This window comes from Enterobacter sp. RIT418 (assembly GCF_003057745.1).
GTDB lineage: Bacteria > Pseudomonadota > Gammaproteobacteria > Enterobacterales > Enterobacteriaceae > Enterobacter.
Genome location: NZ_QBJD02000007.1, coordinates 15,530 through 40,809, shown reverse-complemented (window position 1 = coordinate 40,809; position 25,280 = coordinate 15,530). Strand labels below are relative to the sequence as shown.

The following is a 25,280-nucleotide window of genomic DNA, read 5'->3' as shown; positions in this document are numbered from 1 at the left end:
CTTTGGGGAGAGGGGCAGGGTTTACCTCAACGCCTCTGGCAGCGTCAAGATCCACAGCTCGCTCTCAGATTCCGGCTTCTTCAGCGGCTCCACGCGAAGCGTGGTGTCAACCGGCTTATCATCAAGCGTCAGCGATCCCTCAGCATTTACCCGGTAATCCTTGAGCTTCTTGCCCTCAACCGGGTTTTGCATCGCCACCTTCACGCCAAAGTCGTTATCGTTCGCCACCGCCAGCGTTTTGCTGTCGATCAGCGCCAGCCCTTCGGCTTTTTCCTGCTGCCAGCCCAGCGCGCGCAGGTCGACAACCTGCGTTTTTGCAGCAAGGGTAATGCCGCGCTGCGCCAGTTTTTTCTCATCATCAAACTCCGGGTACTCGCCCGGCCTGTCGAATGCCGCTAAATCGGTCGCCTTACTGAGATCCACCTTGTAGATAAGGTTGCGCATCCCCTCGTTTTTATCACTTCCCTGCTCAATCAGCAGGATATGCCGATCATCCAGCGCCACAACGTCGCCGATTTTGGCGTCGCTATTTTTGCTGTAGGCCGCGCTGTCGATAGGATAGCCGTACATCGCGGTTTTTCCGGTCGCCGGGTCAAAGCTCACCAGGCGCGTAAACAGCGCCTGCTTTTTGCTTTTACCGTCGATATCCAGCGTGCTTTGCACGGCGGCGATAACGCGTCCGTTCGGCATCCGGGTTACGCCTTCAAATCCCCGGTTTGCCTGTCGCCACTTGATCACGTTTGGCAGGCCACCCGCGATGGATTTTTCCCCCTGCGCCGCCTGCGGTCCGTGGATCGCCAGAATTTTCCCTTTGCTGTCCACGTTAATCAGAAACGGGCCATACTCATCGCACAGCCAGTAGCCGCCTTTCCCGTCCGGCGTGATGCCTTCCACGTCCAGCCCGCGGTTGTCACCCTTCAACGTCTTTAAGGTGTCGCTGAACGCCACTTCATTGGTGGCGCCAACCACGCCGCTTTGCAGCGGAAGACCGTTAATCTCGCCCTTTTCGTCATGCAACGGACGCGCATCCATAGCCTCCGCTCGGCCGTTTTGCAGGCGGATAGTCATCAGCATCGGAGCAAAATTCGGGGTAACAAAGATTTTGGCATCGTTTTTACCGGCTTTAGGCGAATCCGCGTTGGGGCCGCGGTCTGTCACGGTGGCAAACGTCAGGGCATCTCCCTGCCTGCCCGTGAACAGTAACCCAGAACCGATCCCCACGGGGAGCCCATTGGGAAACGCGCTGGCAAAGGCACCGCTGTATTTCACGTGCGAGCCTTCGGGGAAGCTGACGACGTAGCGCTCCGCGGTGGGCTCTGCCGCCACGCCAGAGAAAGAGAGCGCACAGCCAATCAGCACAGGAATAATGTTTCTTTTCATATTGTTAGCGTCCAGGAGGTTAAGCCAACAACGTAATGAATAAACGTGTCAGAAAAATGACACGCGCGGGGAAAGGGAGCGGCGCCGGCGAATGTATATGAATTATCAGAAATGTAAACCTCTGCCTTTATCTGTTACAACTGAAACACTTTAGGAAATTATTAGAAATTCAACGATTGCATATCGAATGTTTTTTTCCGCCTCGTTCATTCCCCGTTTAGCCACAACCTTAAACGCTCTCTAAACGCGAACAGATTGGGCATTGACGGCTCGCTAAACAAACAGTTCCACAACAGCAAAACCACGAAAACACAACAAAATCAGCATAAAACCGCGAACGAAATCACATTTGCAGTCATAAAAATCGCCTGTTAGGGTGTGCCCAGATTAACTTGATGACGAGGTATAAAACATGAAAAAGCTCAACGTTCTGGTTCTGGCCGCACTGACCGCCGTATCGGGTTCCGCACTGGCAATGGGCGGCAGCATCGAGCAGGGTAAAAACTATACCAACCTCAATCTGGAAATGGGTAAGTCCTCTTCCGGCCTGTACGCTGAGAGCAACTGGCTGAAAAACACCGACGACGGTACGCAGACCGGCGGCGTGGGCGCAGGCTACAACCTGGAAGTGGGCCCGGTGATGCTGAACGCGGGTGCTAAAGCGATCTACATCGGTCCAAAGAAAGGCGATAACGGCGTGGCGTTCCCAATCGGCGGCGGCGTGAGCGTGGCCCTGACCGACAGCATCCACGTCTTCGGCGAAGGCTATGCCGCGCCGGAAGGGCTGAACAACAGCGTGAAAAACTACGTTGAAGCCAACGGCGGCGTAAGCTGGACGCCAATCTCACCGGTGACGCTGAAAGTGGGCTACCGCCACGTGAGCGTTGACGGCAAAGACGGTCGTCCAAACCACACGCTGATTGACGGCGCCTATGTCGGCGGCGGGATCACCTTCTAATACCTAAAAAAAAAACCTGCCGCTCGGCAGGTTTTTTTAGGTCCCCCTTTTACCTACGAATTATCAGCGACTTCAGGCCTCCCCATCCGCTGCAGTCTGGTATCACGCCTGATTTTCGGATTCGCTTTTTTTCTTAATTGCTTCACTGAACGCCAGTCCCAGAGCGGTCTCTTCGTAAATACGGCCCAACACTACCTCGGTTAATGTCGGCTTATCCTCCGGAAGCATTTTTTTGTAGTAACCTACGCACCGGTTATCAACATACAGCTGGGTCATATTTTTAGTGTTGCTTCTCCGCTGTTTAAAGAGCAACTGCGTTTCCATTGCGAAACGGGTAATAAGCCAATTACGCTGATAATCGCTTACAAATAATGGCATATGCCAGGTTTTGCCTTGGTAAGAGAGGGTTAATATGACATGCGCATCTTCACGTATATCAATATCGATGACGTTAAAATCTGCGGCCGCAGGTAAACTCACTTTTTCTGCATTTACGCAGGATAAGACCGTTATTTTGCCCCGAGCGGTTTTATTGCGCGGATCCAATGCTGCACCAATAGCAACATGGCATTCCGCGCCGCCGGCATGCGACAACCAGAGCGCAATATCGCCCTGAAGTAAGGAATCAATGCTTTCCCCGACACGCAAGCAGGCTCTGGGGAGACACAGCGTGATATAGCTGGTATCAATTTTCCCCCTCAGCTTGACCTGTAAGGAATCGACATCCTCAAGCCAGATATCCTCCAGCATGACCTGGCTTTCCTGCACATGCGGTGTCATGCTCGATGCAGGCTCAGCGGCAGGTGCCATCGCGAAGCTGAAATACTCCCGCGAAGCAGGATCAAGGGCATAAAAAATAGGGTTGGCACCCTGTTTATCTATGCGGTAATAGAGCCGCAGTCTCTCCACTTTATGCCGAAAATGGCGCCATTTCTTCAGACGTAACGCCTGGTGGTACTGCTTATCGCGAAACCAGTAATCGACGTGAAGTTTATTTTGATCAATACACATCCTAAAATTCTGCAGCAGTGAGAGGTTTTTCAGTTTTTTTTCAGACAGCACCATCGCTCCGGAAGCTGGCACCTCCGCGACAGTTGGACCGATAAAAACTTTACCTTGTTGCTCCCAGCTGGACATGCCGTCATGAAGCTGCACCCGCACGTCGGTCGCGGAACGTTGCCTTGCTTGCGCTAGGAGAAGTTTAACCTGCACCACCTCAATCATTCTTTCCCGAAGCGTTGCTGACGGAATCGTAAAAACATACGCCGCATTTTCTGACCGGGCGTGAACGTTGACTTTATCCTGATACCGTTCAGCCCGTTCTATAACCAACGGGAACCAGCCTTTCTCTTTTTTGCTGATCGAGTTGGCGGGTGTTTTTACACCAGATTGCCTCTTTAGCTGTCCGGCGATAAAGCAGGGATGGAGCGGCCAGGGGGGCCCGAGCTCATCAAATAAAACGCGTGAGCCTGAAGGATGTTCATAATAATAGACAAGCTGATGGCAGGTTTTACATTTCACATTCGGAACGGTAAAGGCACGGAAGTTCGCGTAATGATTTTTCTTAAGCTTATAGTCAGAATTTGGCGTTTTTTTCGCTGCGTGAACTTTTTTTGTTGAACCGCTGACGTTAATGGGCCTGACCACACCATTAATCGTTCTGAAGATAATATTGCTCATTGCTTTCTCTCACTGAGTCAGTCAATTCTTATCTCAATATTACGCCTGGCTGCATGATTAATAAATGCAATAACGCCGGGCAAAGGCAGACCCGGCGTGAAATAGTTAACTCGTTACGTGTGGATTATCGGCGCACCACCACCAGCTTCTGGTTCACAAACTCTTTGATCCCCAGATCCGACAGCTCGCGTCCGTAGCCGGAGCGCTTCACGCCGCCGAACGGCAGTTCGGCCGCGGTATCGGTGAGCCAGTTGATGTACACCATGCCGGTCTCAATGCGCGACGCCATTTTCTTCGCCCGCGCAATGTCCTGGCTGAACACCGCGCCGCCCAGGCCGTAGTGGGAGTCGTTCGCCAGCGCAACCGCTTCATCGTCGCTTTTCACCACGTACATCTGCGCCACCGGCCCAAAGAACTCTTCGAAGTACGCCGGGTTCTCGCGCGAGATGTGGGTCAGGATCGTCGGCTCAAAGAAGCTCCCGTCGCGCTGGGCAGGCTTACCGCCGTAGTGCAGCTTCGCGCCGTTTTTCACCGCCTCGTCGACCTGTTTAGCCAGCGTTTCCAGCGCGTCCTTCGAGGAGAGCGGCCCCAGCGTGGTACTTTCGTCCAGCGGATCGCCCATCTTCACCTGCTTAAAGGCCTCGGTGAACTTGCTCAGGAACGCGTCGGCGATTTTTTCATGAAGAATAAAGCGCTTCGCCGCGGTGCAGACCTGTCCCGCGTTGTTCAGACGGGCGTTGACGCCAATCTTCACGGCCTTGTCGATATCCGCGTCGTCGAGCACCACGAACACGTCGTTACCACCCAGCTCGAGGGTCGATTTTTTGATGTGCCTGGCCGCCTGCGCCGCCACTACGCTGCCGGCCTTTTCGGAACCGGTCAGCGCTGCGCCCTGCACGCGGTCGTCGGCGATGATTTTCGCCACCTGATCGGATGAGATAAACAGGTTGGTCCACGCCCCTTCCGGCGCGCCCGCCTCGCGCACCAGGTGCGCAAAGGTCTCGGCGCAGTGCGGCACGATGCTGGCATGTTTTGCAATGACCGGGTTACCCGCCGCCAGGTTTGGCGCCAGGACGCGCATCAGCTGATAGTACGGGAAGTTCCACGGCTCAACGGCCATCAGCACGCCGATGGGATGATGCTCGACCCAGGCTTCGCCCAGCTCGGTTTTGTACTCCACCGGTGCCAGGAACTGCTTCGCGTTGTCCGCATAGTAGCGGGCGATCTGCGCGCACAGCTTCACCTCGCCGCGGCTTTGCTCAATGAGTTTCCCCATCTCCCGGCTGGCGATTTTGGCCAGGTCCTCCACGCGCTCGTCGATCAGATCCGCGAGCTTGTGCAGCACCGGCAGGCGCTGGTCGATATCGCCCTTTGACCAGTCGGAATGGTAGAGCGTATCGGCCGCTTTGAGCGCCGCTTCGACGTCCGCATCGGTATGCGAGGGGTATTCTTTGATGAGCTGGTTAGTGGCAGGGTTGACTGTCTGATAGGCCATTTCGAATCTCCTTGTTTTACCGCTTAGGGTATTAAGGGTAGTCAACGTGGCAGAGCGCGGGCGTAAAGTTGGGTATATCCGGAAGGTTCTTAGTCAACCTTTGATGCCTCAATTGCATCTGAAGGGTAATGGCAACAGCGCCTATGAAGAACGAATGAGATATCAATCCTGTAATGACACGTTTGAGTTATAAGATAATTAACATACTCGTTAGAATTTCCGTTCTTAAGCCATCAGCTACGCTGCTACAAATCGTTAAAGGACCAACGTGAAAAATTACAAAGTCATCACCCCGCTGTTTCCCACCTATGCGCAAGTGAAAGCAATGATGAAAGCTGTTTCAGGCTATTCCGTTAAGTCCGTGCGCAATATGATTAATGCCATTCATGAGCAGACCGGCACGCCGCAAAACCCGGTAGACTGGTCCGAGCCCGATTTGTGGATAAGTGAACGCTTGAAAGGTGAAGATGCTGAAATTGCGCGCTGCATCTGGAATCAGGACGAACACATATTAAATCCTCGCCACAGCTACGGCTGTTACCTGTTCCTAAACTATCCACTTTTTGAACTGATGACGACGGATCCAAACGAGAGCTGGACCCCGACCACACGTGGCGAACAATTTCTTGCCAATGATGAAACGGTCCTGCGTATGCTGGATGACAGGGAGGGGCTGCTACATCTTTTAGAGCTCCTTGCCGGACGTGAAATGTCCCGCCGCGCCGATTTACTGCCCGAATGGCAGGCTTTTCTACATCAGCACTCTAAGTTTGCCTCAACGAGTTCGATAAAAAGCACGCTCTATTCTCGGCTGTATAACCTGGTTGAGCGCGAGATGGTCGCTCGCGAAGGCATGAGCTATCACATCACCGATACTGGCCGCGCCTGGCTTGGGAAAGCGCTTCCCGCCCGCAAAAGCGATCCGCGTAAAGAGCTTCTGGACGCTGTTAAGCGCTACAACCACCAGCAAAAAGAGCTGCTGCGTGAGCAAATCAGCACCATGAATCCCTACAAGTTTGAGCACCTGATTGGTCAGCTACTGGAAGCAATGGGCTATGAGCAGGTTGAAGTGACCAAAGCCTCGGGCGATAAAGGCGTAGATGTGGTGGGCAGAGTGCAGGTCGGTATCACCACGATTACCGAAGTGGTTCAGGTTAAGCGTATGCAAAGCAACATCACTCGCCCTATCATCGACCAGCTTCGCGGCGCACTGCCTTACCACAGCGCGATACGAGGTACGCTGATCACGACAGGTCGTTTTGCCGGTAACTGCGAAAAAGCGGCTCTGCACCCTGGCGCGGCCCCTATTACCCTGATAGATGGCGCTCGCCTGCTGGAACTGTTAATTGAGAATAACGTGGGGATTCGCCGCAGCAGTGCGGTAGAACTTTTGGACGTGGATTTGCAGCTTTTTGATGAGCTGGAAGAAGGATTAAAAGGCGAAATGTAACGCCTAAATCGCTACAATAGGCGCCAAATTTTTCCTGATTGAGTTCATCATGGCCAAAGCACCAGCAAAAAAAACCAAAGCAAAGAAAGGCTTTGAAGAGACGTTATGGGATACCGCCAACCAGCTTCGCGGCAGCGTTGAATCCTCCGAGTACAAACACGTGGTGCTGAGCCTCGTGTTCCTCAAATTTATCAGCGATAAGTTCGAGGCCCGCCGTCAAAAGATGAAGGACGAAGGCCAGGGCGATTTCCTCGAAATGGAAGTCTTCTATCAGCAGGACAACATCTTCTACCTGCCGGAAGCGGCGCGCTGGTCGTTCATCAAGCAGAACGCCAAGCAGGATAACCTTGCCGTGCTGATTGATACCGCCCTCTCCACTATTGAGAAGCGTAACCCGACGCTGAAAGGCGCGCTGCCGGACAACTACTTCAGCCGCCAGAACCTGGAAACCAAGAAGCTGGCGTCGCTGATCGATACCATCGATAACATCGAAACGCTGGCCCACGAAACCGACGTGGAAGCGCTTTCGAAAGAGGACCTGGTCGGCCGCGTGTACGAATACTTCCTCGGCAAGTTTGCCGCCACCGAAGGCAAAGGCGGCGGCGAGTTCTATACGCCAAAATGCGTGGTGACGCTGCTGACCGAAATGCTCGAACCGTTCCAGGGCAAAATTTATGACCCGTGCTGCGGCTCGGCGGGGATGTTCGTCCAGTCGGTGAAGTTTGTTGAAAGCCATCAGGGGAAAAGCCGCGATATCGCCCTGTACGGTCAGGAGCTGACGGCCACCACCTATAAGCTGGCGAAGATGAACCTTGCCATTCGCGGTCTTTCCGCTAACCTGGGCGAGCGCCCGGCGGACACCTTCTTCAGCGACCAGCACCCGGATTTAAAAGCTGACTATATTCTGGCCAACCCGCCGTTTAACCTGAAAGACTGGCGCAACGACGCCGAGCTGACCGAAGACCCGCGCTTTGCCGGGTACCGCACGCCGCCAACCGGCAACGCCAACTACGGCTGGATTTTGCATATGCTCTCCAAGCTGTCGGCTAACGGTACTGCCGGTTTTGTGCTGGCGAACGGCTCGATGAGTTCCAACACCAGCGGCGAAGGCGAGATCCGCGCGCAGATGATCGAAAACGATCTGATCGACTGCATGATCGCCCTGCCCGGCCAGTTGTTCTACACCACCCAGATCCCGGTGTGCCTGTGGTTTATGACCAAGTCGAAAGCGGCCGATCCGGCCAAAGGCTACCGTAACCGTCAGGGCGAAACGCTGTTTATCGACGCGCGTAACCTCGGTACCATGATGAACCGCACCGCCAAAGAGCTGACGGCGGACGATATCGCCACCCTCGCCGACACCTACCATGCGTGGCGCAGCACGCCAGAAGAGCTGGCCGAACGCGTTAAGCGTGGCGACAGCAAGCTGGCGCAATATGAAGACCAGGCTGGGTTCTGCAAGGTTGCCACCATTGCAGAGATCAAGGCTAACGACTATGTACTGACGCCGGGCCGCTACGTCGGTGCCGCCGAGCAGGAAGAAGATGGCGTAGCGTTTGAGACCAAAATGCGTGAATTGTCGCAGACGTTGTTTGCGCAGATGAAGCAGGCGGAAGAACTGGATAAAGCGATTCGCCAGAACCTGGAGGGGTTGGGTTATGGGGAGTAAGTGGATGAAATATCGTCTAGGTGATATAGCAACTTTTTCTTATGGTAAAATGCCAAAAAAAGAACTTATTGGCTTAGGTAAATATGTCGTTTTTTCAGGGTATAAATATACTGATAACTACCCGGAGAAAAACCTATCAGTTGGTGATTTAATTGTTGTCGCTCGAGGAGTCGGCGGAACTGGTGATGTAAAAATAGCAAATCAAGATTGCTATTTAACAAATTTACCTATCAAGATAGATTTGGATGATAAAATAATAAGAAAAGAATATTTTTATTATCTATTTAAACAAAACACATTACGTTATCTTGATAGCGGCTCTGCTCAAAGTCAAATAACCATAAATGATCTATCGAATATTGAAGTAGTAGTACCTTTGCCAGAAGCGCAAGACTCAGTAATAGAAAAATTAAGAAATCTCGATAAAAAAATAATAATAAATACATCCATAAACCAAACCCTCGAACAAATGTCCCAAACCCTGTTCAAATCCTGGTTCGTGGATTTCGATCCGGTGATTGATAACGCGCTGGATGCAGGAAACCCAATCCCGGAAACGCTGCAATCTCGCGCCGAACTGCGTCAAAAAGTATGCAATAGTGCAGATTTTAAACCACTTCCGGCGGATATTCGTGTACTGTTCCCGGCTGAATTTGAAGAAACAGAGTTAGGTTGGGTGCCAAAAGGCTGGGTGACAAATCGACTGGAAATTATTTTAGAGTTGGCTTACGGAAAAGCACTTAAAAAGACAGAAAGAACCAATGGTGATTATCCTGTTTATGGTTCTGGCGGTGTTGATGGAACCCATAATGAGTATCTTGTTAAAGGACCTGGGGTTATTGTTGGGAGGAAAGGTACTGTTGGTTCATTACATTGGGAAAACAAAGATTTTTACCCCATTGATACGGTATTTTTCGTAAAACCTAAAGAATACTATTCTCTTGCTTACTGCTATCAACTGTTGAAAACACTGGGATTAGAGAATATGAATACCGATGCAGCAGTCCCAGGCTTGAACAGAAACAATGCTTATCGTCTTGAGGTCGTTACACCAACACAATCCATCATTGCCAAATTCACAAATATAATCCAGACAATCCAGCATAAAATGGATTCGAATCATAATGAAACAGAGAATCTAACCGCCCTCCGCGACACCCTGCTCCCCAAACTCATCTCCGGCGAACTGCCCCTAGAGGATCTGCCAAACTTAGTAGCTCAAACCGAACCCGCATAACGCATTTTGCCCCTGAAAAATCAGGGGCTTTCTGTTAAGGTTTTCTCTGTTACAGGAACCCTTACCAGAAAACCAGCCAGGGCCGGAGCGGGATATGCATCTCTCATTCAGTGAAGCGAAGTTAGAACAGGCAATAATTGAACTGTTACAGGAGCAGGGCTACCAGCACCTGACAGGCGATAATGTGCCGCGTTCCAGCCTCGAGCAGGTGATTATCGAAGATGATCTTCGTCATTACCTCGCCGCGCGCTATCAGGCCGACGGCATCACTGAAGAAGAGATCCAGCGGTTGATCAAGCAGTTCACCACCCTGCCCGCCTCCGATCTCTACGAAAGCAATAAAACCTTCTGCACCTGGCTGGCTAACGGTTTCCTGTTTAAACGCGACGATCGCCAGCAGAAAGATCTCTATATCGAACTGCTCGATACCCGGCACCTGCCCGCTGCGCTGCGTAAACTGTTTGAAGCTGACGTGCCGCTGCAACAGGCCGCGGAAACGCCGACAGGCTATCTTATCCAGCCGCTGAACCGCGTGAAAATCGTCAATCAGTTGATCATCACCGGCAAAGAAAACCAGCCGCGCATTCCGGATGCCATCCTGTATATCAACGGCCTGCCGCTAGTAGTATTCGAATTTAAAAGCGCGGTGCGCGAGCAGGAAGCCAATATTGGTGACGCCTATAAACAGCTCTGCACCCGCTATCGTCGCGATATTCCGCAGCTGTTTGTCTATAACGCGCTGTGCATTATCAGCGACGGCGTCAATAACCGCATGGGCAACCTGTTTGCGCCATACGAGTATTTCTACTCCTGGCGCAAGGTCAGCGGGAATGAAAACCGCGAGCAGGACGGCATCCCTTCCCTGCACTCGATGATTCAGGGTTTATTCCACCCGGTACGCCTGCTGGACGTGATCAAAAACTTTATCTGCTTCCCGGATAAAGCCAAACATGAAGTGAAAATCTGCTGCCGCTACCCGCAGTACTATGCGGCGCGCAAGCTCTACTACAGCATCGAACGGGCGCGAAAACCTTACGGTAACGGTAAAGGCGGCACCTACTTTGGCGCCACGGGCTGCGGCAAGAGCTACACCATGCAGTTCTTAACCCGCCTGCTGATGAAAAGCGTCGAATTCGCCAGCCCGACGATCGTGCTGATCACCGACCGCACCGATCTGGACGATCAGCTCTCAACGCAGATGTGCAATGCCAAAAACTATATTGGCGACGAGACCGTTGTCCCCGTCACCAGCCGTGACGATCTGCGGGAAAAGCTGGCCGGTCGCAACAGCGGCGGCGTCTTCCTGACCACTATCCATAAGTTTACCGAAGATACCGAACTGCTTACCGAACGCAGCAACGTCATCTGTATCTCTGACGAGGCGCACCGCAGCCAAGTCAATCTGGATCAGAAAGTGCTGGTCGATAAAGAGAGCGGCAAGGTACGCAAAACCTTTGGGTTCGCTAAATATCTGCACGACTCGCTGCCCTGCGCCACCTACGTCGGCTTTACGGGAACACCGATCGACGCCACGCTCGACGTCTTTGGGGAGGTGGTCGACAGCTATACCATGACCGAATCCGTCCTGGACGAGATCACGGTGCGTATCGTATACGAAGGCCGCGCGGCGAAAGTGATCCTCGACAGCAGCAAGCTGGAAGAGGTCGAAAAATATTACGACGAGTGCGCCAGCGCCGGAACCAACGAGTGGCAAATCGACGAGAGCAAAAAAGCCAGCGCCACCATGAACGCCATTCTGGGCGATGAAGACCGCCTGAAGGCGCTAGCCGAGGACTTTGCCAAACACTATGAAAAACGGGTTGCAGAAGGCTCGACGGTAAAAGGCAAAGCGATGTTCGTCTGCGCCAGCCGCGAAATTGCCTGGGATTTCTATCGTCAGCTTAAAACTTTCCGTCCGGCGTGGTTTGAGGTCAAACAGGTGCCAGACGGTATCGCGCTGACGGAGCAGGAGCAAAAAGAGTTACCGCCATCTGAAATGGTGAAGATGGTGATGACGCGCGGTAAAGATGATAACGCCACGCTGTATGAACTGCTCGGCAGCAAAGAGTACCGCAAGGAGCTTGATAAACAGTTCAAAAACGCGAAGTCAAATTTCAAGATCGCCATCGTGGTGGATATGTGGCTGACCGGGTTCGACGTGCCGGAACTGGACACCATCTATATCGATAAACCGCTGCAAAAGCACAACCTGATCCAGACCATTTCCCGCGTTAACCGCAAGCTGGAAGGCAAAAGCAAAGGACTTGTCGTCGACTATATCGGCATAAAGCGTCAGATGAACCAGGCGCTGGCAATGTATTCGCGCATTGATGCCAATAACTTTGAAGATATTCAGCAGTCGGTGATTGAGGTAAAAAACCACCTCGATTTGCTGGCGCAGGCCTTCCATGATTTTGACAGCGAAGCTTACTTTAGCGGCGAGCCGCAGGCGCAGCTGGCCTGCCTGAACAACGCGGCAGAATTTGTAATGCGCACACAAAAGGTAGAACGACGCTTTATGGGCCTGGTGAAACGCCTGAAAGCCGCCTATGACGTTTGCTGCGGTAGCGAAGCGCTTTCACAGGCCGATCGCGATCATATCCACTTTTATCTGGCCGTACGTTCCATTGTCTTCAAGCTGACCAAAGGCGATGCGCCGGACGTCACGCAGATGAACGCCCGCGTGCGCGAGATGATCGCCGAGGCGCTCAAGGCCGACGGCGTGGAAGAACTGTTTTTCCTCGGCGATAAGAAAGCCGAATCAATCGATATCTTTGACAATGATTATCTGGATCGCATCAATAAGATCAAACTGCCGGCCACCAAAATCCAGCTGCTTCAAAAGCTGCTGGAAAAAGCCATCAGCGACTTTAAAAAAGTTAACCAGCTACAGGGGATCAACTTCACCCGTCGCTTCCAGTCCATTATGGATAAATATAATGAGCGCCGGGAAGATGACATTCTTAATGGCGAAGAGTTTGATGAATTCAGCCAAGAAATGACGGACATCATCTACGACATAAAGACCGAGATGGGCACCTATGCCGATTTGGGGATCGATATGGAAGAGAAAGCCTTCTACGACATTCTGGCGCATATGCGTGATAAATATCAGTTCACCTATGAAGACGACAAAATGCTGGCGCTGGCGAAAGAGATGAAGGCGGTGGTCGATAACACGTCGAAGTACCCGGACTGGAGCAAGCGTGATGATATTAAAGCGAAGCTGAAGGTTGAACTGATTCTGCTGCTGCACAAGCATAAGTTCCCGCCGGTAGCGAATGATGATGTCTATATGGGCGTACTGGCGCAGGCTGAACATTTTAAGCAGCATCAAATGGCGCAATAAAGACATCGTGCCTTAAGCCATGTCTGGCCGACGGTAACCTAACGGTTGCCGTTTTTTGCACTTTCCCCCCGCTTCCCTCTATCCTTACCCCATGGAAAAACATACCGAACTGAAACGCGCCAAGCTGCTAGCGCTGTCGCTGCTGCTGGTTGCCGCCGCGGCGTTTATTGCCACCCTCTTCCTGCCGCAGACCTTCTGGGTGCGCGGCGTTAAGGCCATTGCCGAAGCGGCGATGGTCGGCGCGCTGGCGGACTGGTTTGCCGTGGTCGCCCTGTTTCGACGGGTGCCGATCCCGTTTATCGCCCGGCATACGGCGATTATCCCGCGCAATAAGGACCGGATTGGCGACAACCTCGGCCAGTTTGTGCAGGAGAAGTTTCTCGATACCCAGTCCCTGGTGGCGCTGATCCGCCGCTACGAGCCTGCGAAAATGATTGGCGCATGGTTCAGCCAGCCCGACAACGCCCAGCGCGTGGGCCAGCATCTGATTCAGGTGATGGGCGGTTTCCTCGAGCTTGCCGACGACGGGCGCATCCAGCGGCTGCTCAAGCGCGCGGTGCATAAGGCCATCGACAAGGTGGACCTCACCGAAACCAGCGCGGTGATGCTGGAAAGCATGACCAAAAACAACCGCCACCAGGTGTTGTTAGACGCCATTATTAACCGCCTGATTACGCTGATTCAGCGCGAAAGCTCGCGAGAATTTATCGCCACTCAGATTGTCCACTGGCTCAAGACCGAGCACCCGCGCAAGGCGATGGTGCTGCCCACCGAGTGGCTGGGCGACCAGAGCGCGGAGATGGTGTCGAACGCGGTCAACAGCCTGCTGGACGACATCAGCCACGACCGCACGCATCAGATCCGCCAGGCGTTCGATCGCGCCACGCTGAAGCTGATCGACAATCTGAAAAACGATCCGGACATGGCGGCCAAAGCCGACGGCATCAAGCACTATCTGAAGAACGACGAGGCGTTTAACCGCTATCTGGGGGAAATGTGGGGCGACCTGCGCGACTGGCTGAAGGCGGACATGCACAGCGACGATTCGCGCGTGAAGCAGCGCATCGCCAGCGCCGGGCTGTGGTTTGGCGAAACGCTCGCCGCCGATGCCAGCCTGCGCGCGTCCCTGAACGAACATCTGGAGCAGGCGGCGCACCGCGTCGCGCCCGACTTTGCCGCGTTTCTGACGCGCCACATCAGCGACACGGTGAAAAGCTGGGATGCGAAAGACATGTCGCGCCAGATCGAGCTGAACATCGGCAAAGACCTGCAGTTTATCCGCGTCAACGGCACGCTGGTCGGCGGGACGATTGGCCTGATCCTGTTCCTGCTGTCGCAGCTGCCCGCCCTGCTCGCGCGCTAGTCGGCCTTCGGCGGCGCGATGACGTAGCGCGTCGGCTCGAAGCAGTTGAGGATCCGGTGCACCAGGAAAACCAGCGTCAGCGTCGCCACCAGCGAGAACGTGACCGAGGTGATGCGGTACAGATCGCTAAACACCAGGTCGCCGTCCGGGTGCATGTTCTGCCCGAACATGATGCCGATGGTGGTGATGCTGGCGAAGCCCACCCCCGCGCCGACCTTCTCCATCACGTGCAGCCGCGCGCCGAACGCCAGCCCGAGGGCAATCAGCGGCATCATCAGCAGCATGTGGCTGCTGTGATCGTACAGAATAAGCTGCACCACCAGAATGTATAAGCAGCCCAACACCACCCCGGCCACGCGCCAGATGGAGCTCATCACCGCGCCGCGATAGTGCATCGGGAACAGGATCAGCACGCCCGCCATCAGCGCCGACAGGGAATCGCTGAGATCGCTCACCTGAAACACCACAAAAATCAGCGTGGCGACGGTGCCGGAAAGCAGGGATTCGTGGCGCACGCGGGCATCGTCTTTCTCAATCAGCGGCGGCGGCCTGCGCGGCTCAACGTCCGGCAGCAGGTAGTTCATCAGCGCGCTCAGGCACACCGCCATCACGCTCGCCTCAATGTTGGAAAACAGCAGCGTGTGCCAGTTGGTCGTGGGGTAGCTCATAAAGTTGAGCATCACGCTCTGGCACACCACGCCCATCGAGCCAAACAGGAACAGCGGCCCCTTGCTCATAAAGCGAAAGCGCATCACGTACAGGGCAAACACCACTATCGTCATGATCAGCGGCCATTGCGACAGATAGCCGATGATAAAGATCATTTCGACGCAGTTCAGCGAGGCGCTGAAGATGAACTGCTTCGCCACGTGGCGGTTAAACACCGGCACCAGCGACAGCAGCATGATCGGGTAGACTACGAAAAACACCCCGTACGAGGTGTTATAGAAGCTGGAGATGCTCAGGGCGATCGTTCCCGCGAAGACGATGCGCAGGGTCTGGCGAAAGTCGTTTGCCGTGTAGACGATGTTGCCGTGCGGGGTAAAGACCCGGGCCAGCGTGTTAATAGACATAGTGCAGCAGGCTCACCAGATGAATTTGCATCCCGGAGAAGAAGCGGGAGAACGGCCCTTCGCTGTTGTAGAGCTGCACGGTGGCGCGCGCGCCGGTCGGCAGGCTTTTTGGCAGCGGCTCGTCCAGCGCCACGTGAATGCGCATCCGCTGGGCGTCGCGCACCCAGCGGTTGGAGGTCTCCGGCTGGGACAGCTCGCCGTTCACCGACTCCTGCCCGGCGAGGATACCCGCATCGCTGCTGGTGACGTGGGCGCGGAAAACCTGGCCCGGGAAGGCGTCGAATACCACGGCCGCGTCGGTTCCCTGATGGGTATGGCGCAGGCTCTTCTCGCGGAAATCAGCCACGATATCGGTCTGGTTGTTTACCAGCGCCAGCGCGGCGGAGCCGGAGGAGGCATAAAATCCCGGGCTGAGCTGCAGGTTACTCACCGTGCCGTCCGCCTCGGCGTAGACCTTCGTCCAGGCGAGGTTGAGCTGCGCGTCGTCCAGCGCGTTGCGGTATTTTTGCAGCGTCACGTTGCGGTGCTCATCCCGCTCGCCGCGCTGGATGCGCAGGTTGTGGATGTTCGCCTCTATAGAATGGACGGACTGCTCGCTGCTCTGCCAGGCCGTGCGCACCTTGTCCAGATCCGACTGCGAAACGTTCTGGAGGGTGCTGAGCTTCCGGTAGCGCTCGAAGGTGACTTTATCGTTGCGCGCGGTCAGCACGGCGGTTTTCAGGCTGGCCTGCGCGGCGGCGATTTGCGCATCCAGCTGGTCGTTCGACAGGCGCGCCTGCTCCAGCGCGATTTGCGCGGCTTCGACCTTATTGCGAAACGGCGTAGCGTCCAGCTCAAAGAGCAGATCGCCCTTCTTCACCTGGCTGTTGTTATGGACATGCACCGCCGCCACGTAGCCCGACACGCGCGCGGAGACCGGCGTCACCACGCGCATGACGGTGGAGTCCGGCGTCAGCGGGATCCAGATATCCGCGACGATAAAGTAGACAAACATCAGCAGGAAAGAGGCAATACTTACCCTTACCCACCGGGCAAACTTTTGTTCAGGGGTCATTATTTTTCGGTCTTGTTATCTTCTTCGCGGATAGTCCGCAAATTGCAGGCGAATTGATTAAGCGTTGCGCTGAAAATCTCGAGATGTTCCGGCGCGATGTTTTGCGATACGCGGGCCTGATAGGTTTCAATAACGCTGTTTAGCCTGCGCAGAATGGCGTGGCCATCCGGCGTCAGCGCCAGCAGGCGGATGCGTTTGTCATACGGCGACGTGGTGCGCAGCAGGTATCCCCGCAGTTCAAGCTGGGCTATCGTGCGCATCAGCGGCGGCAGCTCAATGCCCTGCACCTCCGCCAGCTCGCTGACCGAGACGTTATCCCCCAGCTGGTGCAGCTGCATCATCACCGTCCAGCTTGACTGGGTCAGCCCCGTATCAAGAATGGCGTCGTCAATCACCGCGCGCCACTGGCGCACGATCATCGCCATCCGCATGCCCATCGGCCTGCGGCTGAACAGATTATCTTCACTCATGGGGAGCCCTCTCGTATTACCCAATCAAGATAATAGTTATCAGGGTAAGTATCAAGAAACAAAAGGGTAAAGCGCAATAATTGGTAACAACGCGCGGAAAGACGTGCGGGGAAACGGCCCTCAGGCGTAATGCACCCGCTGGTTTAACAGATAGTGTTCAAGGGTTATCCACTCCGTCAGGCGGACGAAGAGCTCCATCACCGCAGGGGCGATGTCGTTGAGTGTGGCCGCGTCGAAAACCGCCTTGTCGCCATCGCTGCGCGCCACCAGCGGCGCGAAGCGGTCGGCCAGGCGGTAATAGTCTTTGCGGATCACCGCGGGTATCCCCTGCGCCGTGGCGGGGTTAATGCACTGGCGATACGCGCGCAGGTGTTTTTCGGTAAAGTCGGCGTCCTGTGCCAGCACTAGCAGCGCTTCTTTCAGATTTCGTTGAGCAGCAATCATTTTGTCCATTGTTTCACCCGCGATCGCATTTATACACTGTGGTCGAACTTTTTATATAATCCGGTCAGATTGTTTACCGCGAACTTTTTATAAATATTCCTGCGGTGATGGCTTACCGTTTTTCCCGTCACGTTAACGCAGCGCGATATTTCCTTGTTCTTTTTACCGGAGACAATATAGGGCAACAGCAGCGATTCCATTTTGGTCAGGCTTTTTTCGCGTTCAATATTACACCAGCGCATATTTTTAAAAATGGTGATCCGCTGGTCGGCGATCGTAAAGCGCGACAGGCACTGGGTCACTTTATTCACAGAAGATTTACAGTCTATGGTTAAATCTGCGGCCGTGTTAATCAATATATTTTCAATGGTGCTGTCGAAGCAGGCCTCCCGCGTGATGAATATCACCATAGCGTTCGGATATTTACCTTTAACCTCAAGGAGAGTATTCAGCGCCTTAATGTCTGACTGGCCATAATCCACTACGATAGCTTTGGCGCGCGCAAGATTGTCCCTGTGCGCTTTTTTAATATCATCCACATACGTGACGTCAGTAAAGATAGACGCCTCAGGATTGAGGGTTTTTAACAATAAATCAAACCCTTGCCTGAAATACCTACAGGATGAAATCACAATTACCATTCTCATAACCCTAACATCTCTGCGGATTAATTCATAATCCTCATAAATGTTTTTAATATCAATACGCTTTTTTCCGCACGTTATAGGAAAATTCTTAACACTCAAGAACAGATCGTGCTATTCATCACATTTCAATAAAAAAGCACGCTGATTTTATCTCACATAACATATGCATGAGATTTCTAATAAGAATTTTCCAACTTCACGAAGATCAATCCTAATAATACCGCCCCCTCATTTTGTTATGCTTCGAAATGTAACAAGGAATTAAGCATTGTTCGAATTTAATGCCGTTTTCGGCTTAAGCGTAATGCATGTATAGAGGGATATAAATAATGAACAAAACGTTTCAACTTTCTAAAATTGCCACCCGCATGAGCGTGCTTTTTGGGAGCAGTCTGCTGATGCCTTTCGCTGCGCAGGCAAATAGCTGCACCGCGTATTCCGCAGCCGGCGTCTGCGGGCTTGAGGAATATGAAATGACCTCGCCGCTAGATCCGAAACCCGTAGCGTGGTATTTCACCGCCCCCTCGCAGGATGCCGCCATCAATAGCACGGCAAAAGCGCAGAATATCTATTTAGCCAGCGGCACCTCATCGCGTAAGGACAAGGATATCCAGCGCCTGCTGGTGGACGGCGCGGATCTCAGCGGCTACTACATTAACGCCAGCAAAAACGGCAGCGCCGAGATTTCGCTGGTGAATAACGCGACGGTAGACTGGATTGAAGCGGGTGGTGCAAACACCCTGACCCATACCCGCATCCTCGTAGAGGGCTCGACGCTGAACGGCGCGAACGCCGGGGTGGATTACGATAAAAGGGGCGTAACCCCAGTCAGTAAAGCGTATGCCAGCGGCTGGGCGCTGTTTCTGACGCCGAACGACAGCATCGACGTGACGATCGCCAACGACAGCAAGGTCAACGGCGGGATCTTAGCGTCAGGGACCGGGGCGCACCGCATCACCCTTCAAGACAGCAGCCTGACGGGCGCGCTTTACGCGGCGAGCCCGGAAGCGATTACCGCCGTCATCGATAATAGCCAAGTGACGGGCGACATCACCGCCAACGGCGCGGCAAAGATTGCGATGGACATTACCCGCTCAGTCCTCACCGGCAGCGTGGATGCCCATACCGGCAGCGGCACGGTGGACGTCAAGATCACTGACAGTACCCTGTCAGGAGACATCAACCTCGCGGGCAAAAGCATCCAGCGCGCTGACGTCTGGCTGACCAGCGCAAAAGTCGGGGGAAACCTGTACGGCAGCGGTGAAAACAGCACCCTGCACCTGGCGGGCAACACCTCGCTGGACGGAAAACAGTTCAGCCACTTTAGCCAGTTAACGTTCACGGATAGCGCGAGCTTCACCGGCGGCTTTAGCAATGAAAACGTCGGCACGGCGCTGACCGTGACGGGAGGGTCGATCACCGCCCCCGTGCAGCTCAGCAGCGGGAAGCTCACCTTCAGCGGGACAAAAATCATCGCCGATACGCTCTCGCTCAGCAGCGGTGCATCGCTTGCCATGACCAACGGCAGCCAGCTCCAGACCCGCTCCGACCGGCTGTTTAACGCCTCTACCGCCGCCGCGCTTCCGGGCGGGTTTAACGCCACCGGGAAAAACCTGTCGCTGACGGACAGCACCCTGATCCTGACGGATAGCATCTACCGCCTGGACTACGTGACCGCGGTCAACGCGCTGATCGGCGCGGCCGTCGGCAACTCGCTGGTGATGCTCGGCAAAATTGAAAATCCGGGGAGCACGGGCGGAACGGCAAGCGTGGCGGATGCCTCCACCAGCCAGGCGACGCTGGCAACAACCCAGGTTACCTCCAGCAAAAACCGCCTGGTTATCGGCGCGGGCAATGCGCAGACGGAGAGTTCGATTGCCGTTGCCAACGGCTTTGGCGCGTCGCAGCTGCGCTTTGAGGGCTCCGGCACGCCGAAGATTGAGATTGAAGGCGATCAATCGCTGACGCTGACGGGCGCCGCGGGCGGCGCGCTGATTGAGGTCGCCGGGCAGCCGAACGCCGCCGTCGACATCGCGGTAAATCAGGGCACGCTTAACCTCGGCTCGACGGTCGCGGGCAGCGAAAGCAACCACCTTAACGGCAGGCTGACCCTTTCTTCGGATGGCTCGCTTAATATCCTCGCCGGGGATCACACCATCGCCTCCGGCAGCGCGCAGGCGGGCGTGGTCAGCAGCGGCAAGATAGCGATCGCACAGCATGCCGCGCTCCACGCGGACGTTGACCTGAAGGACTCCGCGCAGCTGGCCGTTAACGGCGCGCTTATGGCGGAACGGCTCAACGCCAGCAAGGACGCGCAGATCGCCGTGGGTAGCGCGGACAGCGCCGGAACCCTGATCGCCCAGGCGCTAAACCTGCAGGGCGCACGAATGTTTATCGACCCGGCGTGGAGCGAGAGCGGCACGCTGGCCTCGGCCTCAACGGTTGTCGTTGGCAGCAGCGACGTTAACGGCCGCCTGACCGTGGGGCAAAACTCGCTGCTGGTGCTGGGAGATACCTCCACGGCGGCAGCGGAAGCGGAATTTGCCGACTCGGGATCACGCTGGGGCCAGGACGCCATCACCGCGGCGCTGGCCATTCAGGCTCCGCAAACCCTGAACGCCGCGCAGGGCGGCCTGAAGGTGGACGGCTCCCTGACGGGAAGCGCGAGCAACCGCGACGCCGCCTTCAATACGGCGGAGTTTGCCGACCGCTCCCTGCTGATGGTCGACGGCGCAGCGTTAACCGCAGGCCGGGCGGCGCTCAACGCCGAAAACGGCACGCTGAAGGTCGCCAGCGGCGCCGCGCTTTACGTGGCTGACGCCAAGGCCAATCAGAGCTATTCGGTGGCAAAAGGTTTTAGCGATATCAACATCGCCAGCGGCGGCTGGCAGAACGATAATTTACGCCTCAACAGATTGCTCAGCGCCACCACCACCGCCCGTAACGGCGAGGTGACGGTCTCGACGCAGGCCCGCGACGCGCAGGACGTACTGCCCGGCATCGCGACGCCGAACGCCCTGAATACGCTGATCGCCAGCGGAGAAAACGACCGCACGGCAAGTGCCGCCGGACAGCGCTTCCTCTCCATTGCCGTCGATACGCCAGACGTGACCAACCAGCAGATTGTGCGGACGGTGAACAGCGCGGCGCAGATGGCCATCGCGGGCGGCGCGCAGAGCAACACCTGGGCGGCGGGCATGGCGGCCATCGACGCGCTGCTCGACAGAACGTCTCTTGCCAACGCGCCGCTGCAAAACGATCTGCCTGACGCCAGCGTGTGGGTGCATGCGCTTTACGGCAATGCGCGCAGCAGCGATTTGAGCGCGGGCAGCCTGCGCTACGGTCAGGACAGCAACTTCTACGGCCTGATGCTCGGCGCGGATAAAGCGTACGGCACCGATTTCGGGGAGATGCGCTCGGGCGCGGCGTTCCACGCCGGAAACGGCGACAGCGATTCGCGCGGTGACTTCAGCGCCACGCATAATGACTTCAGCTTCTGGGGCGTTTCGCTGTACCAGAGCTGGACGCAGCGCCAGCTCAGCGTGACGGGCAACGTCAGCCTGACGCAAAGCAGCAACGACATCAATCAGAAGCAGCCGGGCTGGCTGGGAATGGGCAGCCGGTTTGATGCGAACGTCGACGCCCAGATGCTGAGCGCCGGGCTGCGGGGGGAATACCGGATTGAGACGGACGTGGTAGACGTGATCCCTTACGCCGGCGCGCGCTACAGCCAGCTGAAAACGGATGCCTTTGATACCAAAAGCGGCAGCGGCGAGAAGGTCTTCCATACCGACAAAGGCAGCCAGGATATCTGGCAGTTCCCGGTCGGGGTGAAGGTGAACAAAACCTTCGCGCTCGATTCCGGCTGGAACCTGAGCGCGCAGGCGGATGCCGGAGTGGTCGCCGTGACGGGCGATCGGGACATTGACAGCAGGCTACACGCCGTCGGCATTCGCGGCAGCGACGTTATCTCGGCAGAGACGCTCGACGACACCGCCTTTACCGGCCAGGCTGGGGTCAAATTCCAGAAAGGCAACATGACCTTTGGCGTGGGCTACAGCGTCAATGCCTCGGATCACGAAACGCGTCAGGGCGTTACCGCCACGTACCGGCTGGCGTTCTGACGTACACCCCGCCGACGCTGCCTCGGCAAAGCGCGCAGCGTTGTGCCGAGGCAGCGCTGCGCTTATCCGGCCTACGGGATCGCGTAGGCCCGGTCAGCGCAGCGCCACCGGGCGGTCGAACGAGGAATTATTCCAGGTTAGCCTTGTTCAGGCCGTAGGCCACATCCAGCGAGCCGGGCTCCATACGCGAGGTGATCCCCAGACGGTTCCAGGCGTTTATCGCCACGATGGCAAAATTCAGCTCTGAAATCTCCACGTCCGAAAAATGCTCCGCCACGCTGCGGTACAGCGCGTCGCTCACGCCGTGCGCGCCGATGTGCGTCAGCGCTTCGGTAAACGCCAGCGCCGCTTTTTCGCGGGCGCTAAACAGCGGGGACTCGCGCCATGCCGCCAGGTGGTACAGGCGCAGCTCGCGCTCGCCGGCAATTTTGGCCTCTTTCGAGTGCATATCCAGGCAGAAGGTGCAGCCGTTCAGCTGCGACACGCGAATGTCGATCAGGTGCTTGAGCGCCGGGTCGATGGAGGTTTTCGCCACTTCAATGCTCAGGGCGGACAGCGCGTTGGCGAGTGCAGGTGTAGCTTTATGGTGATTAACGCGAGTGCTCATCGTCTTACCTCTTTTTGTTTGCGGCATATGTCATGCGATGCAGCAAATCTACGCCGTTCATGACATAGTAAAAAGACACAAAAACCGTGAAACGAGGTAGGACATGAAGCCCGGCTACCATGAGATTTACAGCCGCTATCGGGACAACATCGCGCGCGGCGTGCTGAAGCCCGGCGACAGGGTTCCCGCCATTCGCGTGCTGGCCGCGCAGCTGAAGGTGGCGCGCAAAACCGTGGAGACGGCGTACGCCATTCTGATCGGCGAAGGCTATCTGGTGAGCGCCGGGGCGCGCGGCACGCGGGTGAATCCCGACCTTTTGCTGCCTGCCGAAAGCGGGCCGGAGGCGCAGGCGACCGGCACGCTCCCGGAATCGCTGATTACGCAGCGCGAGCGCGCCGGTTTTCTCCGTCCGGGCGTTCCGTCCCTCGACGCCTTCCCCTATAAAAAATGGCTGCTGCTGGCGGGACAGGCCACGCGCGCCATGCGTCAGGAGGAGATGCTCAACCCGCCCGTGATGGGCTGGTATCCGCTGCGCCAGGCCATCGCCCGCTATCTCAACATCTCGCGCGGGCTCTCCTGCACCGCTGAACAGGTGATGATCACCAGCGGCTACAGCGGCAGCCTGCGCCTGATCCTCGATACTCTCGCCAGCCGCAGCGACAAGGTGGTGTTTGAGGATCCGGGCTATTTTATGGGCCAGCAGCTGCTCAAGCGGATAGTGCCGCGCCTGCACACCGTCCCCGTCGATCGGTCCGGCCTCGACACCGACTACCTGCTGCGCCACCATCGCGACGCGCGCTTTGCCATCGTTACGCCGTCGCACCAGAGCCCGCTGGCGGTGACGCTCTCCCTGCCGCGCAAGCAGCAGCTTCTCGACTGGGCAGGCCAGAACGCATCGTGGATTATCGAGGACGACTACGACGGGGAGTTTCACTACACCCGCAAGGTGCTGCCGTCGCTTAAGAGCCTGGACCAGCACGACCGGGTGATTTTTATGGGCACCTTCAGCAAAACCATTATGCCCTCGCTGCGGATAGGCTACGTGGTGATGCCCGCCAGCACCGTCGACGCGTTCACCGACTGCGCGGAGATTGTCGCCAGCGGCCAGCCGATCCTGACGCAAAAAATCCTCACCGCCTTCTTGAACGAGGGCCATTTTTTCCGCCACCTCAAGAAGATGCGCGCCCTGTACCAGACCCGCCGCGACTGGATGATTGCCGCCCTGCGGGAGGTATACGGGGATCGTTTCTTCACCGAGCAAAACGACGGCGGGATGCACATCGTGGCGTTTCTCACCCGCGGCAGCGCCGACCGGGAAGTGGCGCGCTGCTGGCAGCAGCACCAGCTTCAGGTCAACGCGCTTTCGGAGTGGTACCGCGGGTCCGGCAGGCGCTACGGGCTGGTGATGGGATATAATAACGTGCGGACGTATCAAGAAGCAGTTGAATTGCTGGAGAGGCCGAAGCAGCAGACGCTTGAAATAATGGGCTGAAAAAAAGCGAGGTGCGATGATTATCTACCTGGACGCGTCGCCCTGCGGATTTATATTCACGAACACATTCGCTTAAACAGCATTACGCTCCGGTAATAACCGGAGCGCAATGAGGCATTTAGCGACGGTATTAAATTTACGCGTCCTGCCACTCAGCAAAAACTTCTTTATGGTTTTTGGTGAGAACGACTTTATTATCCTCTACCTTATCGACCCAGCCGAGGGGAATAAAGTGGTGCTTGCCGCCTGATTCAGGGTCGCTTTTCGCGAGCTTGATGCGTTCGCCGTCCAGATGGTCGACTACGCCGACGTGCGTTCCGCAGCTCGCTACAACCTGGGTATGATCCTTAATTTCGCTTTTATTAACCATGTTGATTCTCCTGTTTCGGTTATTTGGCTGTTGCACGAAACAAACTGTAGCCCATAAATTTGGGTTTCAGAGGACTATTAGCATTTTGAAACAACATTGACACAATATTAAATAACAGCTATATGGGCGCGAGTGTTCAAAAAATAAAAAATAAGAATTAGACGAATTATTCCCGCCGGTTAAGACATCTTTTATAATTACATAATCGCAAACCACGAGGAGGTATTCATGACGATTCAAAATAATCGGACGGAAATTTCGCTGGCTCTTGGTGAAGCGGTTTTAGACATCGTGCAAAAAGGCCATGAAGTTTCACGAGAAAATCTGGCGCAGGCTATGAAGATCAAAGCGGAGAGGGAGCGTGATGATGAACGGCTCCTGAACTACTGGAAAGCCTGCAATATGCTGGTCTAAATCA

The 25,280-nt window shown here is 55.5% G+C and carries 19 protein-coding genes; 9 read left to right on the top strand and 10 right to left on the bottom strand.

From position 1 onward, the window contains the following. Positions 1 to 21: 21 nt before the first annotated feature. Positions 22 to 1,380, bottom strand: coding sequence for an esterase-like activity of phytase family protein (locus DBY73_RS09870; RefSeq protein ID WP_146745760.1), 1,359 nt, complete (start codon positions 1,378 to 1,380; stop codon positions 22 to 24). A 412-nt stretch (positions 1,381 to 1,792) separates the two neighbouring features. On the opposite strand from DBY73_RS09870, the gene DBY73_RS09865 reads away from it, so the two are divergent. Beyond that, on the top strand, positions 1,793 to 2,338 hold the full coding sequence (locus DBY73_RS09865; RefSeq protein ID WP_112010981.1) for a YfaZ family outer membrane protein: 546 nt from the start codon (positions 1,793 to 1,795) through the stop codon (positions 2,336 to 2,338). A 102-nt stretch (positions 2,339 to 2,440) separates the two neighbouring features. Here DBY73_RS09865 and DBY73_RS09860 read toward each other — a convergent pair whose 3' ends face one another. Together DBY73_RS09860 and DBY73_RS09855 are read right to left on the bottom strand one after the other, a co-directional pair. Next, positions 2,441 to 4,018, bottom strand: a complete 1,578-nt coding sequence (locus DBY73_RS09860) for a hypothetical protein (RefSeq protein WP_112010980.1) — start codon at positions 4,016 to 4,018, stop codon at positions 2,441 to 2,443. 124 nt (positions 4,019 to 4,142) lie between these two features. After that, positions 4,143 to 5,513: an NAD-dependent succinate-semialdehyde dehydrogenase gene (locus DBY73_RS09855; protein WP_112010979.1), complete on the bottom strand. Its 1,371-nt coding sequence runs from the start codon at positions 5,511 to 5,513 to the stop codon at positions 4,143 to 4,145. A gap of 268 nt (positions 5,514 to 5,781) precedes the next feature. Between DBY73_RS09855 and DBY73_RS09850 the strand changes: the two genes are divergently transcribed. The 5 genes from DBY73_RS09850 (at position 5,782) to DBY73_RS09830 (ending at position 14,581) form a co-directional block, all read left to right on the top strand. Beyond that, positions 5,782 to 6,963, top strand: a complete 1,182-nt coding sequence (locus tag DBY73_RS09850) for a restriction endonuclease (RefSeq protein WP_112010978.1) — start codon at positions 5,782 to 5,784, stop codon at positions 6,961 to 6,963. Between the two features lie 49 nt (positions 6,964 to 7,012). Continuing rightward, entirely contained in the window at positions 7,013 to 8,632 is a 1,620-nt protein-coding gene (locus DBY73_RS09845; protein WP_112010977.1) for a class I SAM-dependent DNA methyltransferase, read from the top strand. A 4-nt stretch (positions 8,633 to 8,636) separates the two neighbouring features. Then, a complete protein-coding gene (locus DBY73_RS09840; protein WP_258458428.1) occupies positions 8,637 to 9,869 on the top strand; it encodes a restriction endonuclease subunit S in 1,233 nt (410 codons plus the stop codon). 94 nt (positions 9,870 to 9,963) lie between these two features. Next, positions 9,964 to 13,218: an HsdR family type I site-specific deoxyribonuclease gene (locus DBY73_RS09835; RefSeq protein WP_112010975.1), complete on the top strand. Its 3,255-nt coding sequence runs from the start codon at positions 9,964 to 9,966 to the stop codon at positions 13,216 to 13,218. Positions 13,219 to 13,309: 91 nt separating this feature from the next. Next, positions 13,310 to 14,581 (top strand): DUF445 domain-containing protein, encoded by a 1,272-nt coding sequence (locus tag DBY73_RS09830; RefSeq protein WP_112010974.1) that lies wholly within the window; start codon positions 13,310 to 13,312, stop codon positions 14,579 to 14,581. Here DBY73_RS09830 and DBY73_RS09825 read toward each other — a convergent pair. The 5 genes from DBY73_RS09825 to DBY73_RS09805 form a co-directional block, all read right to left on the bottom strand. Continuing rightward, positions 14,578 to 15,654 (bottom strand): DUF2955 domain-containing protein, encoded by a 1,077-nt coding sequence (locus DBY73_RS09825; RefSeq protein WP_112010973.1) that lies wholly within the window; start codon positions 15,652 to 15,654, stop codon positions 14,578 to 14,580. The two genes, DBY73_RS09830 and DBY73_RS09825, sit on opposite strands and share 4 nt — an antisense overlap. Continuing rightward, on the bottom strand, positions 15,644 to 16,711 hold the full coding sequence (locus tag DBY73_RS09820; RefSeq protein WP_112010972.1) for an HlyD family secretion protein: 1,068 nt from the start codon (positions 16,709 to 16,711) through the stop codon (positions 15,644 to 15,646). The genes DBY73_RS09825 and DBY73_RS09820 overlap by 11 nt, the downstream gene beginning before the upstream one ends. Beyond that, a complete protein-coding gene (locus DBY73_RS09815) occupies positions 16,708 to 17,178 on the bottom strand; it encodes a MarR family transcriptional regulator (protein WP_112010971.1) in 471 nt (156 codons plus the stop codon). The genes DBY73_RS09820 and DBY73_RS09815 overlap by 4 nt, the downstream gene beginning before the upstream one ends. 120 nt (positions 17,179 to 17,298) lie before the next feature. Then, positions 17,299 to 17,631, bottom strand: a complete 333-nt coding sequence (locus tag DBY73_RS09810) for a hypothetical protein (protein ID WP_112010970.1) — start codon at positions 17,629 to 17,631, stop codon at positions 17,299 to 17,301. 20 nt (positions 17,632 to 17,651) lie between these two features. Further along, a complete protein-coding gene (locus DBY73_RS09805; protein WP_181573227.1) occupies positions 17,652 to 18,263 on the bottom strand; it encodes a LuxR C-terminal-related transcriptional regulator in 612 nt (203 codons plus the stop codon). 335 nt (positions 18,264 to 18,598) lie between these two features. Between DBY73_RS09805 and DBY73_RS09800 the strand changes: the two genes are divergently transcribed. Next, positions 18,599 to 22,393 (top strand): autotransporter outer membrane beta-barrel domain-containing protein, encoded by a 3,795-nt coding sequence (locus tag DBY73_RS09800; RefSeq protein ID WP_112010968.1) that lies wholly within the window; start codon positions 18,599 to 18,601, stop codon positions 22,391 to 22,393. 127 nt (positions 22,394 to 22,520) lie between these two features. On the opposite strand, the gene DBY73_RS09795 is transcribed toward DBY73_RS09800, so the two are convergent. Continuing rightward, positions 22,521 to 23,000 (bottom strand): carboxymuconolactone decarboxylase family protein, encoded by a 480-nt coding sequence (locus DBY73_RS09795; protein ID WP_112010967.1) that lies wholly within the window; start codon positions 22,998 to 23,000, stop codon positions 22,521 to 22,523. 103 nt (positions 23,001 to 23,103) lie between these two features. Here DBY73_RS09795 and DBY73_RS09790 point away from each other — a divergent pair, with 103 nt between their 5' ends. Beyond that, complete coding sequence (locus tag DBY73_RS09790; protein ID WP_112010966.1) at positions 23,104 to 24,492, top strand: PLP-dependent aminotransferase family protein; 1,389 nt, start codon at positions 23,104 to 23,106, stop codon at positions 24,490 to 24,492. 136 nt (positions 24,493 to 24,628) lie between these two features. On the opposite strand, the gene DBY73_RS09785 is transcribed toward DBY73_RS09790, so the two are convergent. Beyond that, positions 24,629 to 24,862, bottom strand: a complete 234-nt coding sequence (locus tag DBY73_RS09785) for a DUF2171 domain-containing protein (RefSeq protein ID WP_112010965.1) — start codon at positions 24,860 to 24,862, stop codon at positions 24,629 to 24,631. Between the two features lie 228 nt (positions 24,863 to 25,090). On the opposite strand from DBY73_RS09785, the gene DBY73_RS09780 reads away from it, so the two are divergent. Further along, complete coding sequence (locus tag DBY73_RS09780; protein WP_112010964.1) at positions 25,091 to 25,276, top strand: DUF2767 domain-containing protein; 186 nt, start codon at positions 25,091 to 25,093, stop codon at positions 25,274 to 25,276. The last annotated feature ends 4 nt before the right edge of the window (positions 25,277 to 25,280 follow it).

Coding starts and splice junctions, on each gene's coding strand:
- DBY73_RS09870 (WP_146745760.1), bottom strand. CDS start 1,380: ATGAAAAGAAACATTATTCCTGTGCTGATTGGCTGTGCGCTCTCTTTC.
- DBY73_RS09865 (WP_112010981.1), top strand. CDS start 1,793: ATGAAAAAGCTCAACGTTCTGGTTCTGGCCGCACTGACCGCCGTATCG.
- DBY73_RS09860 (WP_112010980.1), bottom strand. CDS start 4,018: ATGAGCAATATTATCTTCAGAACGATTAATGGTGTGGTCAGGCCCATT.
- DBY73_RS09855 (WP_112010979.1), bottom strand. CDS start 5,513: ATGGCCTATCAGACAGTCAACCCTGCCACTAACCAGCTCATCAAAGAA.
- DBY73_RS09845 (WP_112010977.1), top strand. CDS start 7,013: ATGGCCAAAGCACCAGCAAAAAAAACCAAAGCAAAGAAAGGCTTTGAA.
- DBY73_RS09840 (WP_258458428.1), top strand. CDS start 8,637: ATGAAATATCGTCTAGGTGATATAGCAACTTTTTCTTATGGTAAAATG.
- DBY73_RS09835 (WP_112010975.1), top strand. CDS start 9,964: ATGCATCTCTCATTCAGTGAAGCGAAGTTAGAACAGGCAATAATTGAA.
- DBY73_RS09830 (WP_112010974.1), top strand. CDS start 13,310: ATGGAAAAACATACCGAACTGAAACGCGCCAAGCTGCTAGCGCTGTCG.
- DBY73_RS09825 (WP_112010973.1), bottom strand. CDS start 15,654: ATGTCTATTAACACGCTGGCCCGGGTCTTTACCCCGCACGGCAACATC.
- DBY73_RS09815 (WP_112010971.1), bottom strand. CDS start 17,178: ATGAGTGAAGATAATCTGTTCAGCCGCAGGCCGATGGGCATGCGGATG.
- DBY73_RS09810 (WP_112010970.1), bottom strand. CDS start 17,631: ATGGACAAAATGATTGCTGCTCAACGAAATCTGAAAGAAGCGCTGCTA.
- DBY73_RS09805 (WP_181573227.1), bottom strand. CDS start 18,263: ATGGTAATTGTGATTTCATCCTGTAGGTATTTCAGGCAAGGGTTTGAT.
- DBY73_RS09800 (WP_112010968.1), top strand. CDS start 18,599: ATGAACAAAACGTTTCAACTTTCTAAAATTGCCACCCGCATGAGCGTG.
- DBY73_RS09795 (WP_112010967.1), bottom strand. CDS start 23,000: ATGAGCACTCGCGTTAATCACCATAAAGCTACACCTGCACTCGCCAAC.
- DBY73_RS09790 (WP_112010966.1), top strand. CDS start 23,104: ATGAAGCCCGGCTACCATGAGATTTACAGCCGCTATCGGGACAACATC.
- DBY73_RS09785 (WP_112010965.1), bottom strand. CDS start 24,862: ATGGTTAATAAAAGCGAAATTAAGGATCATACCCAGGTTGTAGCGAGC.
- DBY73_RS09780 (WP_112010964.1), top strand. CDS start 25,091: ATGACGATTCAAAATAATCGGACGGAAATTTCGCTGGCTCTTGGTGAA.